Source organism: Bacteroides clarus YIT 12056 (assembly GCF_900129655.1).
Lineage (GTDB): Bacteria > Bacteroidota > Bacteroidia > Bacteroidales > Bacteroidaceae > Bacteroides > Bacteroides clarus.
In genome coordinates this window covers 44,450-58,079 of sequence record NZ_FQWK01000003.1, presented here as the reverse complement: position 1 = coordinate 58,079, position 13,630 = coordinate 44,450, and the positions used below count along the sequence as shown (strand labels likewise).

10 protein-coding genes and 1 riboswitch are annotated in these 13,630 nt (G+C 53.1%); of the genes, 2 read left to right on the top strand and 8 right to left on the bottom strand.

Going from position 1 to position 13,630, the window contains the following annotated elements; translation table 11 throughout:
* Positions 1–116: 116 nt before the first annotated feature.
* Entirely contained in the window at positions 117–1,361 is a 1,245-nt protein-coding gene (locus BUB52_RS04875; RefSeq protein WP_009121747.1) for an ABC transporter permease, read from the top strand.
* A gap of 194 nt (positions 1,362–1,555) precedes the next feature.
* Here the strand turns inward: BUB52_RS04875 and BUB52_RS04870 are convergent, their stop codons facing one another.
* The 8 genes from BUB52_RS04870 to BUB52_RS04835 all read right to left on the bottom strand — a co-directional run bounded on the left by BUB52_RS04870 (position 1,556) and on the right by BUB52_RS04835 (position 11,995).
* Entirely contained in the window at positions 1,556–2,728 is a 1,173-nt protein-coding gene (locus BUB52_RS04870; RefSeq protein WP_009121748.1) for a glycosyltransferase, read from the bottom strand.
* 49 nt (positions 2,729–2,777) lie between these two features.
* A complete protein-coding gene (bioD, locus tag BUB52_RS04865; RefSeq protein WP_009121749.1) occupies positions 2,778–3,440 on the bottom strand; it encodes a dethiobiotin synthase in 663 nt (220 codons plus the stop codon).
* 172 nt (positions 3,441–3,612) lie between these two features.
* Complete coding sequence (locus BUB52_RS04860) at positions 3,613–4,647, bottom strand: malonyl-ACP O-methyltransferase (protein WP_009121750.1); 1,035 nt, start codon at positions 4,645–4,647, stop codon at positions 3,613–3,615.
* 13 nt (positions 4,648–4,660) lie between these two features.
* Complete coding sequence (locus tag BUB52_RS04855) at positions 4,661–5,434, bottom strand: pimeloyl-ACP methyl esterase BioG family protein (RefSeq protein WP_009121751.1); 774 nt, start codon at positions 5,432–5,434, stop codon at positions 4,661–4,663.
* 64 nt (positions 5,435–5,498) lie between these two features.
* Positions 5,499–6,668: an 8-amino-7-oxononanoate synthase gene (locus BUB52_RS04850; RefSeq protein WP_009121752.1), complete on the bottom strand. Its 1,170-nt coding sequence runs from the start codon at positions 6,666–6,668 to the stop codon at positions 5,499–5,501.
* A 14-nt stretch (positions 6,669–6,682) separates the two neighbouring features.
* Positions 6,683–8,917 (bottom strand): adenosylmethionine--8-amino-7-oxononanoate transaminase, encoded by a 2,235-nt coding sequence (bioA, locus tag BUB52_RS04845; protein ID WP_039950683.1) that lies wholly within the window; start codon positions 8,915–8,917, stop codon positions 6,683–6,685.
* A 238-nt stretch (positions 8,918–9,155) separates the two neighbouring features.
* Positions 9,156–9,656: an anaerobic ribonucleoside-triphosphate reductase activating protein gene (gene nrdG, locus BUB52_RS04840; RefSeq protein WP_009121755.1), complete on the bottom strand. Its 501-nt coding sequence runs from the start codon at positions 9,654–9,656 to the stop codon at positions 9,156–9,158.
* A gap of 128 nt (positions 9,657–9,784) precedes the next feature.
* The gene (locus BUB52_RS04835; RefSeq protein ID WP_009121756.1) at positions 9,785–11,995 is read right to left on the bottom strand and encodes an anaerobic ribonucleoside triphosphate reductase; all 2,211 of its coding nucleotides are present in this window, start codon (positions 11,993–11,995) and stop codon (positions 9,785–9,787) included.
* 279 nt (positions 11,996–12,274) lie between these two features.
* A riboswitch (cobalamin riboswitch) is annotated at positions 12,275–12,495 on the top strand.
* Positions 12,496–12,555: 60 nt separating this feature from the next.
* On the opposite strand from BUB52_RS04835, the gene BUB52_RS04830 reads away from it, so the two are divergent.
* A complete protein-coding gene (locus BUB52_RS04830) occupies positions 12,556–13,524 on the top strand; it encodes a uroporphyrinogen decarboxylase/cobalamine-independent methonine synthase family protein (protein WP_009121758.1) in 969 nt (322 codons plus the stop codon).
* Positions 13,525–13,630: the final 106 nt, after the last annotated feature.

Sequence of the window (13,630 nt, the reverse complement as noted above, 5' to 3'; positions counted from 1 at the left end):
TCGAATGTAAGAATAGGGCGCGGATTACACGGATTTCACGGAGAAAGGATTAAGAAAGCCTGCGGAATCCGTGTAACCCGTGCCCGGAAGAAATCGGAAGATATATAATACTACTGATGAATTTATCCCGTTTCATAGCGCTGCGTATTTACCGCAGTTCCGATGCCGGAAAGCAAGTTTCCCGTCCTGCCGTGCTGATAGCGACTGTCGGTGTCGCTATCGGATTGGCGGTGATGATTATCGCTGTGTCGGTGATAATCGGTTTCAAGAGCGAGGTGCGCGATAAGATAATCGGTTTCGGCTCGCATATCCAGATAAGCAATTCGGACGCGGCGCGTTCTTTTGAAACCCGCCCCATAGCTGTGACGGACAGCATGATTGCCGCCCTCGCAGATAATCCCGACGTGAAACATGTGCAACGCTATTCCACCAAGCCGGGGATGATAAAGACGTCCGACGCCTTTCAGGGGATGGTGCTGAAGGGTATCGGGCCTGAGTACGGCAGTTCTTTCTTCCGTCGCCACCTGGTAGAGGGAGAGTTTCCGCAGTTCAGCGACTCGGCTTCTACCAACCGTGTCGTCATTTCGAAGGCGATGGCCGACAAGATGAAACTGAAGCTCGGCGATAAGATAGACACCTATTATATACAGGATGAGGTGCGTGCCCGCCGTCTGACCGTCACGGGCATTTACCAGACCAACTTTTCCGAGTACGATAACCTGTTCCTGCTCACCGACTTGTGCTTGGTGAACCGCCTGAACAAATGGCGCCCCGACCAGGTGAGCGGAGTGGAGCTGGAGCTATACGACTACGATAAACTGGAAGAAGCCACCTACCGGATAGCCGATGAGGTGAGCCGGCGCCCCGACCCGTACGGAGCGGACTACTGTGTGCTCAATGTGGAGCAACTGAACCCGCAGATTTTTGCATGGCTCGGCATTCTGGATGTCAATATATGGGTTATCCTTATCCTGATGACCGGTGTTGCCGGCTTCACGATGGTGTCGGGATTGCTGATTATCATCATCGAGCGTACTTCCATGATTGGCGTTCTGAAATCTTTGGGCGCGAATAATCTCACTATCCGCAAGCTGTTTCTTTGGCTGGCGGTATTCCTTATCGGAAAGGGAATGTTGTGGGGCAATGTGATAGGACTGGCTTTTTACTTTATCCAGAAATGGTTCGGCCTGTTCCGCCTGGACCCCGAAACCTACTATATGGACACCGTTCCCGTGTCTTTCAATATCTGGATTTTCTTGTTGCTGAATGTCGGTACGCTGCTGGCTTCGGTCATTATGTTGCTGGGGCCGTCATACCTTATTACACGGATTCATCCGGCAAATTCCATGCGCTACGAGTAAGAGCGGGTAGGGCAATCAAATTCCTGTCACTGCAGAGCCGAATCCGTCTTACGGGATGGATGATTTCGTCTTACGGAACGGATATTTTCATCTTACGGGACGGGTGGTTTTCATCTCATGGGACGAATAATTTCATCCCACGGGATAGATATTTTCATTCCGCAAGGCGAATAACTCCGCCCCGTGGAATGGATTTATTTTCTCAGGAATCCGCTTTTCTTTCTAAACAGGCAGTAGAGTTTCCAACGGAGAGACTGCAAAGGTTGAAGCACGTCGAATACGGGCAGTGACCAGTAGTATCTGCGTTGGTCGTTCAAATCTTTTGCGGTCTTGTTGATGATGATGGCTTGCAGGATAAACCGAAATATACAGATAAGGAACGCGATGCCCGCCGCCAGCCAGTGAAAATGCAGTATACCTGCTGCGAGCGCGGCTATCCATGCGGCATGGAACGCCAGGCGGGTGGTGGTTTCCAATCCGGCCAGCCAGCGTTGCGCACCGTGGTAGAGGCGGGCGGTAGATGCGTAGCCTATCTTTTCTTCCCGCCAGTCTTTGGCGCGGAATACGGGTTGCATGCGTACGATAGCATCCGCATCGGTTTCTACACGGGTATTCTCGGCTGTGGCTACATGGTTGATAAACAGGTCGTCATCGCCGCGTTGAAGGTTGAGATGCGCGGAGAAGCCTTTCTCCCGGTAGAACAGTTCTTTGCGGTAGGCGAGGTTGCGCCCGATGCCCATATAAGGGCTTCCGGCAAGCGCAAAACCGAGGTAACGCATGGAACTGAACAGGTTGTCGAACGCCACACGTTTGTGCAGCCAGCCTTTGCCGCGCTCATAACCGCTATATCCCAGAACGACTTGCGTACGCGAAGTGAAGTTACGTGCCAGCAGTCGGAGCCATTGGTCGCTTTGCGGACGGCAGTCGGCTTCGGTAAAGACGAGCCAGTCGTATTTGCTGGCTTTCACGCCGAGAGTGGCGGCGAGCTTCTTGCGGCTGATATAGCGTGAAGAGTCGGGGACGAAGCTGTGGTAGAGGTGCGGGTATTTCTCTTCCAGCAGGGTGAGGTAATCTTCGCTTTCGTCCGTATCGCCGTCATTGATAACGATAACCTCAAACTGCGGATAATCCTGTTCCAGCACAGCGGCCAGATTGCGGCGCAGGTTCTCGGATTCTTCACGGGCGCAGATGATGACCGATACAGGGGGGAGCTCCTGGGAAAAGTGCACATTGTCTCGTTTCACGGCACGGCTGCGCATGTGAATACGGTTGTACAGACAAAAGTAATAAAGGGCTTGAATGATAAAAAGAGTTCCCGTCGCTGCGAGTAATATCTTCTCGGTTGTATCGAATGTAAATGCTTCCATGTGTCCTATGACGTTTTATAACGTGCAAAGTTACGAAATTCGGCACAGATTACATGGCCTGACGCGGATTATTTATTTCCGGCACGACTTCAAACTTCGTTTCGGGGAAGTGCCTGGCAAGGTAGTCCCGTATGTATTGCATCGTATCGTTTTGTATGGTCGTGTCCTCTACCGTGGGATAAAGGTTGTACAATACGGTGTCGAGTGTGATTCCCCGGTGTTTAACGGCTTCAAGGCTTAGCAGGGTGTGATTGATGCTGCCCAGTTTGCCGGATGTTACGAAAATAAGGGGATAGTTTTTCTCGGCGATGTAGTCTATGGTGAGATATTCTTCCGTCAGGGGAACCATCAGGCCGCCGGCGCCTTCTACCAGTACGATGTCGTAGCGGCGGGCGAGTTCGCGGGTGGCGCGCTCTATTTTGCCGAAGTCGATGGGGCGGTTGTCGATACGCGCCGCAAGGTGGGGAGAGCAGGGGTAGGAGAAGATTTCGGGCATGGTGAGCCCTTCTTTATCTTCGGGCAGGTAGCCTGTGCCCATGATACGGCGGTGAAGGTCGATGTCTTCGGAATGGCCGGTGTTGCCGGTTTGGATGAATTTCTGGGTGATGACACGCTGTCCGTTTTGGGATAGCTGCTTGGCGTACCAGGCGGTGCAGTAGCTTTTTCCGGCATCGGTATCGATACCGCTGATGAAATAGATGTCGGTATTCATGTCTTTTTATACTTTATATTTTATCTTTTTTGCCCTTACAGGGCGCAATGTTGGTTATATTCGTATTCCCGGGGTGTTACCCCGGGCTTTGCGATAGAAGGCTTTCAGCCTTAGGTTACTCTATTACTAATATCCTTTATTCTTTATCTTTCATGTTTTTATCTTTAATCTTTTATCTTTCCCTCTTCCTCGCAATCACATAAATCGGGTGATAAGTCAGCGAAACGCTGCGGTCGTCGTTGCCGCACATCCGTATATATTCATCACAGAAACTCTGCAAACGTCCGCGTGTCCAAACCCTCTTTTCCGTGCCGGTAACTCCGGTTTGTTTGAGGTGTCGCAACACTTCGAGCGGAGTGCCGAACGACAGGGAGACAATCTCTTCTTCGGCATAAAGAATCTCGAAACGGGGAGAGAGCAGGACTTTCAGGTTATCGAGCGACAGATACTCCAGTCCGTGTCCGGTCAGGGTATGTATCTCCCGCATATTCTTCTTCCCGAAAGTACTGAATGCAAGAATGCCGCCGTCCGACAGAAAGCGGTGGCAACGGGCGAAGAACCGTTCCGTATCGGCAAACCATTGCAAGGTGGAGCAGGACGTTATCAAGTCCGTCCCTTGCGGGAAATCAAGCGTTTCCGCGTCACACGGCAGAAAGCTGACGGCGGTAGTTGCAGGAGAGCTTCCGCAAAGTGGCGCTTTGGTGTTTTCAGATGGCACTTTGGCGTTTTCAGATGGCACTTTGGCGTTTTCGGATGGTACTTTGGTGCTCTCGGATGGAGTTTCGGCGCTGTAAAGTTCCACATCGGCATCGTAAAGAACCCCAGAGGCGTTGCCAGCCTGAGGAGCGCATGGCAGACGCCCGCCACCCGTCAGCAAGTCGTGTATGCACTCTTCCATTTCGGGGCACAGGTCGTTAAGCAGCAACGTTTCCGGTTGCAACGTGCGCAGCAACAGGCGGGAGTAACAGCCCGTACCGCATCCGAACTCCGCAATATGACGGAAGGAAAGGGCGGCGTTCCGCGGCTGTTGCCTGTCACCGTTACCGTCCGGTGCGGTAGCGGATGTACAGGCGTGCGCCGTGAGCAGGCGCAGCATTTTTTCCGCAACCTGCTGCTGTACGCGGGCTTCGCTGCCGTATGTGTCTCGCGCATGGGCAAAGCGCCGTGCCACGAGAGCTTTGTCAATGGATTGGGCGTTGCAAGTCATTTCCTCTGTCGTTTCATTCGATATTGATGGATTTGAGGTGGTGCATAAAGTCATCGATGGGCATTTCCCACATGTCCTGCAACAGAAAACGGAACATGGACGCGTCATAGTGTGCGCTGTCCGTCAGGATTACATTGTTGCACATCAGGTTGTCGTGGTTCATTTCCAGGTTTTCAGGCGGAAAAATCCGGTCGTTGCTGCCGATAAAGGCGTAATCGTAGTCGTATTCGTACCTTTCGAAGTTCTCCTGAAACCTTTCTTCAGTCTCCTCATCATAACCTTTATGCTCCATGTTTCCAAACATCTCGAAGTACCGCTCCCGGATGAGCCTCAGTTCTTCCTTGATTTCATCGAAGTCCCGTCGGGGAGTTATTTCCATGAAGGCCTTGTAGGCGTTGCTGTCCTTGCACATGCGGCGCAGGAACTTCTGGAGCGAGGCGGGGGTGAGTCCGTCGAAAGTGGCCTGATAGGTTTGCACGGGAATACCTTCCAGATTGTCTATGGGGCTTGTACTTCCGTTGAAGGCTATACTGAAAATCTTTTCCCGGGGAACTTGGCTGAGTATGAGAGAGCCTGCCCACACACCCATAGACCAGGCTACCACGTTTATCTGCCGGTAACGGTCGAAGACGGACGTGTCGAAGTCCGGTGTGCGGTAGTCGTAGCAAATCATGTAGTCCGTATCCTTGGGATGATACTGCTTGAAAGGAGTTTCATCTGCCGCCCATCCGGCAAAGAAAAGGAGTAACTTGGGGTGATTCTCGTTGATGATATACACTTGTTTCATTGTTTTTTCTTTATTAAATGATAAATATCGGTTGATGTTTTAATGCCGTTTGTCATAGGTATTGCTAAGTTTGAGTATGAACGGTCAGGTAATTCGTTAACTCTTCTATCTCCTCGCTTCTGATTTCCGCTGTCAGCGAAAAACGGATGCGTGATGTTCCTTCCGGCACTGTCGGCGGACGGACGGGCAGGGCGTAAAAGCCGTGCCGTTGCAAAGCCTCTGCCTGCAGGACGGTATCCGCGCTCTGTCCGACAATCATCGGAACGATATGGCTGGCGCCGGGACATGTATATCCTCGGGCTTGCAGGGCTTCGCGAAGCGTTCGGCCGATATGCGCCAGATGTTCACGCCGTTCCTGCATATCTGCCAGTCGGCGTACTACAAACAGTGTCCATGCTATGTTTACGGGTGGCAACCCGGTGGTGAAAATAAGTGTGCGCATGCGGTTTACGAGATACTCCCGTACCGTCTTTCTGCATACGATGTAAGCGCCTACGGACGCAGCCGCCTTGCCGAATGTACCGACGAGAAAGTCGATGTCGCGGATACAACCGGATTCCTCGGCGCAACCAAGCCCCCGCTTGCCGCGTACGCCGAAGGCGTGGGCTTCGTCCACATAAAGCAGTACGTTGTCATATCGGCGTTTTAATCCTGCCAGGGCTTGCAAATCCGCCCGGTCGCCATCCATGCTGAAGATGCTTTCGGTGACGATGATGATTCGGCGATAGGCGGAATGATGCTCTTTCAACAGCCGTTCCAATTGCGCCAAATCGTTGTGGCGGTAACGGACGCACTTGGCCGCCGAAAGACGGATGCCGTCAATCAGACTGGCGTGGACGAGCTTGTCGGCAAGTATCAGCGTCCGCGCATCGCTTACGGCAGGCAGGATACCCGTATTGGCATGATACCCGCTGTTGAAAATCAATGCGGCTTCCGTACCGAAAAGGTGCGCCAGCTCCGCTTCCAGTTCTTCGTAAACGGTGAAGTTGCCCGTCAGCAGCCGGGAAGAAGAAGAGGCGGGCAGGAACGTGTCGGGAGTAAGCGTGCGCAGGAACTCCTCGCGCAAGCTCCGGTCGGATGCCAGCCCCAGATAGTCGTTGGACGAGAGGTTCAGCATACGCGCGCCGTTCACGATGACATGCCTTCCGTCGTGCACCATCTTGGGCAAACGGCGCAGGTTGCTGTGTTCTTCAAGGTGTTGCAGCTCTTGCTGCATTTCATGTATTGTATCCATTGTTCAACGCTTTCTTATTTCATTTCTTCCACAATCTTAATCAATCCTTTCGTCAATACGCCGAGCTGTTCCGGTTCGATGATGAAAGGCGGCATCAGATATACCAGCCTGCCGAACGGGCGTACCCAGATGCCTTCTTCAACGAAGCGTCGCTGCATCCATGCCATATCCACCGGCTGCTTGGTTTCTATGACGCCGATGGCTCCGAGTACGCGTACATCGGCCACTTGCGGCAGTTGCCGTGCAGGTTCCAGCTCCTGCCTTAGCTGTGCTTCGATGCGGGTAACTTTCTCCTGCCAATCATATTCGGGAGACGTGAGCAATCGTACCGATGCGCAGGCCACGGCGCATGCCAGAGGATTTCCCATGAACGTGGGGCCATGCATAAACGCGCCTGGGGCATGGTTGGAGATGGTGTCCGCCACCTCGTTGGCGGCCAATACGGCGGAAAGCGTCATGTAGCCGCCGGTCAGAGCCTTGCCTATGCACATGATGTCCGGCTCTGTTCCGGCATGCTCCCAGGCAAATAGCTTTCCGGTACGTCCGAAGCCCGTCGCTATTTCATCGAAGATGAGGAGCAGACCGTGCTCACGGCATAGCTTCGCCGCTTCGCGCAGATACTGCGGATGATAAAACCACATTCCGCCTGCGCCCTGCACCACGGGTTCCAGTATCAAGGCCGCCAGCTCATCGGCGTGTCGCTCCATGATTTCTTTCAGCGGGAGAATATCATCCGGATTCCATTCGCCGCCGAAGCGTGAGCGGGGTTGCGGAACAAAGTACCGTACGGGGAGCGCCGAACCGAAGAGCGAGTGCATCCCCGTCACCGGGTCGCACACCGACATGGCGTTCCACGTATCTCCGTGATAGCCGCTGCGGATGGTGACAAAGTTATTCTTCTTGCCCCGGTTCTTGGCGTACCAGTACTGCACAGCCATTTTCAAGGCCACTTCCACGGCCACCGAGCCGGAGTCCGCATAGAATATCTTCTGCATGGAAGGCGGAACCAGCGGCAGGAGCAGTTTTCCGAGTTCGATGGCGGGGTCGTGCGTCAGTCCGCCGAACATGACGTGCGACATCTTGCCGAGCTGTTCCGTGGCCGCCCTGTTCAGCGCCGGATGGTTGTAACCGTGTACGGCGCACCACCAAGAGGACATTCCCTCTATCAGCGTCTGTCCGCTTTCCAGCGTAATCGTTGCTCCGTCCGCCCGCTTCACCTTATATACAGGCAGCGGATCGGTGGTCGAAGTGTATGGATGCCACAGATGCTCGCGGTCGAATTGTGAACCGCAGAACTCATATCCGGCTTCTTCTATCAGCTTCTTGTCGTCGGAAATCTTAGAGCCGAGCGTGGTCAGCAAGTCGCCCACGATGGCCGAGTTGATACCTATATATAAGGACTTCTTCACCGCATCCTTGCTCAGTTGCGAACGTCCGCCCGCAAAGCGCAGGTAGGCCGTGGGATTGATGAAGCGGAACAGGGCGATTGTTACCAATACCTCTTCTTCCGTCAGCGCCTGCCGGTTTTCCAGCGGAGTGCCCGGAATGGGGCTGAGCAGGTTGATGGGGATGGACTGCACTCCCAGCTCTTTCAAGGTAAAGGCGAACTCGATACGCTGTTCCATCGTCTCGCCCATACCGATGATGCCGCCGCTGCAAATATCCATACCCGCGTTGCGGGCGGCTTGCAGGGTGCGCAGCTTGTCTTCTTGCGTGTGCGTGCTGCACAGGGTGGGGAAGAAAGAGGGGGCTGTTTCCAGATTGCAGTGATAGCGTGTGATGCCGGCATCGTGCAGGGCTCGCAGTTCCTTTTCGTTCAGCAAGCCCAGAGAGGCGCATAGCTGTATGGACGAGTGGCGGCGCATATGGCGTGCCGTATCGCAAAGCTGTTCCATTTGTCGGGAAGAAGGTTTTCGGCCGCTGGTGACGAGGGAGAAACGGTTGACGTCCTGCCGTTCATTGTATTGCGCCTGTCTGAGGCATTCTTCTGCGGGGAGCAGGTCGTAGATGTCGGCCTTGGTGTGGTAGTGGGCGGATTGTGCGCACCATTTGCAGTTTTCGGGGCAGCGTCCCGACTTGGCGTTGATGATGGAGCACATATCAAACTCGTGCTGTGCGCACTGTACGGTAATCTCATGTGCAGCGGCATAAAGCGCTTCACGGTCGGCGGTGTTCGCCAGCCAGGCGGCTTGGTCGGGCGATATGTCTATGCCTGCCAGTACCCGGGCTTTCAGTTCGTCAATAGTCATGGTATGAATAAAATAGGGGAGAGTCTGAACCGCATCCTGCTTGCGCAGCGAGCTGTCGGCCACATTCTTGCGTAGACAGCCGATCGTGACGCATCTGCCTATGCTGGCGAATGCGGCATAGGCCTTCCGGCTCCAGCGGCGGAAGCGTATCGTATGTCCGGGGGATTGTTTTCGTTTCACGGTTTCAGTATCTCGTTGCGGATTATCTTATGTGCTGCAAATGTAGGAAAAATATTCGTTAAATGCCCGGATTGTACCGGTAACTTACGGTTTTGTTTGCTTTCAGTGATGCCTGCACGTCAATCAGCCGTTGGTTCCTGCTGCCACGGAAGTAGAGGTCTTCGTCGCGCAGCTCCTGCCGGAATTTACCGTCCACCAGCACGTCGATGTACTCCAACAGCTTTGCCTGACGGGGATTGCGCAGCAGCGACTCGAAGGTGTATCCGGTGTAGCACCAGATGTTTTTCCGGCTTCGCTGCTTGATGGCGTGCGCCAGTTCGGTGAAGCCTTCCGGCTGGAACATCGGGTCGCCCCCGCTGAACGTCACGTCTGCGAATGTATCGGCAAGCACCTTTTGCAGAATTTCATCGGTGCTCATCCAGCGTCCGCGGTTAATGTCCCACGACTCCGGATTGTGGCAGCCCGGACACCCGTTGGGGCATCCGGCCGCGTAAATGGCGGTACGGAAACCGGGACCGTCCACCGTGGTATCTTCTAATATCTCAAGAATGGAAAGCACTTTTTTAATGAAGAATTAAGAATTAGGGAAATTGAGAATTGAGAATTAAGAATTAAGAATGATGAATTCAGCATGAAAGCTCTTAACCAACTCTTAATTCTTAACTCTTAATTCTTAACTCTTAATTCTTAATTCCCATGTACTACCCTGTCGTTCAGTTCGGCGAGTTTGGCTTGGTTCCAACGGTCGGTGGTTCCTACCAGGTAGCCGGTGATGCGTTGCAGTTTGTCGATGTGGGTGCTGCCGCATTTCGGACAAACTTCCAGGTCGGGGGTGGAGTTTTCGTATCCGCATTCCAGGCAGCGGTTGCGGTTGTGGTTCACCGAGCCGTAACCGATGTTGTACCGGTCCATCATATCTACTACACGCATGATGACTTCGGGGTTGTGGGTGGCGTCGCCGTCAATCTCCACGTAGAAGATGTGTCCGCCGCGGGTCAGGTCGTGGTAGGGGGCTTCTACTTCCGCTTTATGGCGGGCGCTGCACTTGTAGTACACGGGCACGTGGTTGGAGTTGGTGTAGTAGTCGCGGTCTGTGATGCCCGGCAGACAGCCGAACTTCTTGCGGTCTACACGGGTGAACTTGCCTGAAAGACCTTCGGCGGGCGTGGCCAGCACGCTGTAATTATGCTGATATTGGTCGGAGAACTGATTGGCGCGGTCGCGCATGTACGTCACGATTTTCAGACCTAATTCCTGGGCTTCTTCCGATTCTCCGTGGTGCTTGCCCAAAAGCGCGACCAGACATTCCGCAAGACCGATGAAACCGATGCCCAGCGTACCTTGGTTGATTACGGAAGAGATGTCTTCGTTCGGCTTGAGCTTGTCGCAACCTATCCACAAGGCGGACATCAGCAAGGGGAACTGTTTGGCAAACGCCGTCTTTTGGAACTCCATGCGTTCGTGCAACTGGCGGGCGGTGATGTCGAGCATGGCGTCCAGCTTGGCAAAGAAGAGGGCGATGCGCTGCTCCTTGTCCGCTATGTCCATGCACTCTATGGCAAGGCGGACGATGTTGATTGTGGAGAAAGAGATGTTTCCTCGGCCGATGGATGTTTTCGGGCCGAAGCGGTTTTCAAACACACGCGTACGGCATCCCATGGTGGCGACTTCGTGCTCGTAGCGTTTCGGGTCGTCGGCTCTCCAGTCGTCGCTGCGGTTGAAGGTGGCGTCCAGATTCAGGAAGTTCGGGAAGAAACGGCGTGCGGTGACTTTGCAGGCAAGCTGGTAGAGGTCGTAGTTGCGGTCTTCGGGCAGGTAGCTTACGCCGCGTTTCTTTTTCCATATCTGAATGGGGAAGATGGCTGTCTCGCCGTTTCCTACGCCTTGATACGTGCTTTTCAGCAGTTCGCGGATGATGCAGCGCCCCTCGGCGGAAGTGTCCGTGCCATAGTTGATGGAGCTGAAAACCACTTGGTTTCCGCCACGGGAGTGTATCGTGTTCATGTTGTGGATGAACGCTTCCATGGACTGGTGCACGCGGGCTACGGTCTTGTTCACGGCATGCTGGACAATGCGGCGGTCGTCGGTCAGGCCGTCCAGCGGTTGTTGCAGATAGTCTGTCAGCTCTTTTTGGTAGAGGTGCGAGTAGTCCTTGCCGTTCAGCTCTTCCAGATTCTTTATTTCCTCGATGTAGCTGTTGCGCACGTAGGGGGCGAGATAGAAGTCGAATGCGGGAATGGCTTGTCCGCCGTGCATTTCGTTTTGGGCGGTTTCCAATGAGATGCAACCCAGGATACTGGCGGTCTCGATGCGTTTTGCAGGGCGCGATTCTCCGTGTCCGGCGGAGAAGCCGTATGTCAGGATGCGGTCCAGCGGGTGCTGCACGCATGTCAGGCTCTTGGTAGGGTAATAATCCTTGTCGTGGATGTGCAGGTAGTTGTGGCTGACGGCATCCAGCACTTCTTCGCTCAGCAGATAGTCGTCTACAAACGGTTTGGTGGTCTCGCTGGCGAACTTCATCATCATGCCTGCCGGAGTGTCGGCATTCATGTTGGCGTTCTCGCGGGTGATGTCGTTGGATTTGATGTTGATGATTTCCAGAAACATATCGCGCGTCTTTGCCTTGCGGGCGATACTGCGCTGGTTGCGGTAGGCAATGTATTTCTGTGCGACATCTTTACGGCTGCTCTTCATCAGCTCCATTTCCACCAGGTCCTGAATGGCTTCCACCGTCATTTGGGCATCGCCCTTAAAGGAGATGTGGTCGGTGATTTGGCGTATCAGTTGCATGTCTTCTCCCTTGTCCGTATGGAGCATGGCCTTGCGGATGGCGGTTACTATTTTTTCTTCGTTGAAGCCGACGACGCGTCCGTCACGCTTGAGTACCGTTTGTATCATATTGGTTGTATTTTTTAGATTTTACAATAGGAGTTAATTGCGAAACAAAGGTATGATAGTTTTTCATACGTTTTCTGTTTTGGAAAACTTTTGTTGGATTAAAAATGGTTAATCTGTTGATAATCAAATATGGTTTGTGATAAAATGGAAAACTTTTCAGTTTGCGTGGTTTTTATAGTTGCACATTATTGATAATTATATATTAGATGATGTGTCAATCTGTTTTGAAGCGGCCGATGAAAAATAGGGATTTCACTTGCCGACTTTCAAATACTTTGGTTATATTTGCAGCGAATCGGTTTACCGATGGTTGTCATCATCGGTAATTAAAAGGGAATCGGGTGCAAATCCCGGACAGTCCCGCTGCTGTAAGGTTTCATACCAAACATTTCGACAGATACACCTCTGCCACTGATTATTTCCCCGTATGCGGGAAAAGGTTGGGAAGGCGGTTTGAAATGGAAACCGAGTCAGAAGACCTGCCATTCTTTGATTTTCTTTGCCACTCGTGGGATAGGGCAAAGCGCTGAGGTATTAATTTTCAAATAAAAAGAACGAATATGGGAAAGTTGTTTCCACCCTTTAAGGTCGATATTGCGGGGGCATTGTGTGTGCCTTCTGCGCTGCGGGACGCAAGGAGCCGCTATCAAGGCGGGCAAATCAGTCAGCAAACATTGCGTGCCGTGGAAAATGCGGAGATACGTAGTTTGATTGAACGGTTGAGGTCGGAAGGCGTAAGGATTGTGACGGATGGCGGATTTCGGAGTTATGATTTTCTGGAAGCCTGGGAAGGCATCCGCCGGAAGGGCGATGCGGGGGCTCCGTCCGGCAAGGAGCTGGAAGTGACGGGCAGAATAGGTTTGCTTCATCATCCTATCCTTGATGATTTTGCTTTTTTGGCGGCGAATGCTTCGGACGATGTATTGCCCAAACAGCATATTCCTTCGCCCGGAAAAGTACTGATGAGGATTCTTCGCGAGACGGATGCCGGGTGCATGAAGTCGGTTTATCCGGACTTGAATATACTGCTGGATGATTTGGCGGCGGCTTATAAAAAGTTGCTGGAAGGGCTTTATGAGGCCGGTTGCCGTTATATACAGTTCGAGGGCGTGAAGTCCATGCTGACCGATGAAGCCGCCCGCCTCAATAACCGGGTGCTGCGCGAGCGTCCCGAAGGGTTGTTCGTGGCTTTTCATGCCGCGACGGATATGTTGATACGGCTGCGCGGGGCGGACGCGTATTTTCTGGATTATGATTGCGGGATTTGCGATCGCAGCCGTCTGTTGTGGTTTGTGCATGAACGGGAAGCTGTGTTTGGTTTCGTACTCTCTTATTATCCCGATGAGGAAGAACTGGATGAGTTGCAGGCCAAGATGGAAGAAGTGCTGAATTATATTCCCGTGAAGCATCTGACGCTCTGCCTGCCCGATGCGGATAATCTTCTTAATCCCTCGGAAGAGGATGAGGAGAAACAATGGAAAACCGTGGGACTGGCTAAGGATATGGCAGACCGTATATTCCCTGTCTGAGCGCACGCACTGTTGTGTCCGGGCGCATGTCTTGCTGTGTTTGAGCGCAGGCCTTGTTATGGCTGAGCCCGTACTTTGTTACATCCGAGCCCGCGTCTCGTGGTGG

Excerpts from the sequence above, each read along its gene's own strand:
- BUB52_RS04875 (WP_009121747.1), top strand. The coding sequence starts at position 117 with ATGAATTTATCCCGTTTCATAGCGCTGCGTATTTACCGCAGTTCCGAT.
- BUB52_RS04870 (WP_009121748.1), bottom strand. The coding sequence starts at position 2,728 with ATGGAAGCATTTACATTCGATACAACCGAGAAGATATTACTCGCAGCG.
- bioD (WP_009121749.1), bottom strand. The coding sequence starts at position 3,440 with ATGAATACCGACATCTATTTCATCAGCGGTATCGATACCGATGCCGGA.
- BUB52_RS04860 (WP_009121750.1), bottom strand. The coding sequence starts at position 4,647 with ATGACTTGCAACGCCCAATCCATTGACAAAGCTCTCGTGGCACGGCGC.
- BUB52_RS04855 (WP_009121751.1), bottom strand. The coding sequence starts at position 5,434 with ATGAAACAAGTGTATATCATCAACGAGAATCACCCCAAGTTACTCCTT.
- BUB52_RS04850 (WP_009121752.1), bottom strand. The coding sequence starts at position 6,668 with ATGGATACAATACATGAAATGCAGCAAGAGCTGCAACACCTTGAAGAA.
- bioA (WP_039950683.1), bottom strand. The coding sequence starts at position 8,917 with ATGACTATTGACGAACTGAAAGCCCGGGTACTGGCAGGCATAGACATA.
- BUB52_RS04835 (WP_009121756.1), bottom strand. The coding sequence starts at position 11,995 with ATGATACAAACGGTACTCAAGCGTGACGGACGCGTCGTCGGCTTCAAC.
- BUB52_RS04830 (WP_009121758.1), top strand. The coding sequence starts at position 12,556 with ATGGGAAAGTTGTTTCCACCCTTTAAGGTCGATATTGCGGGGGCATTG.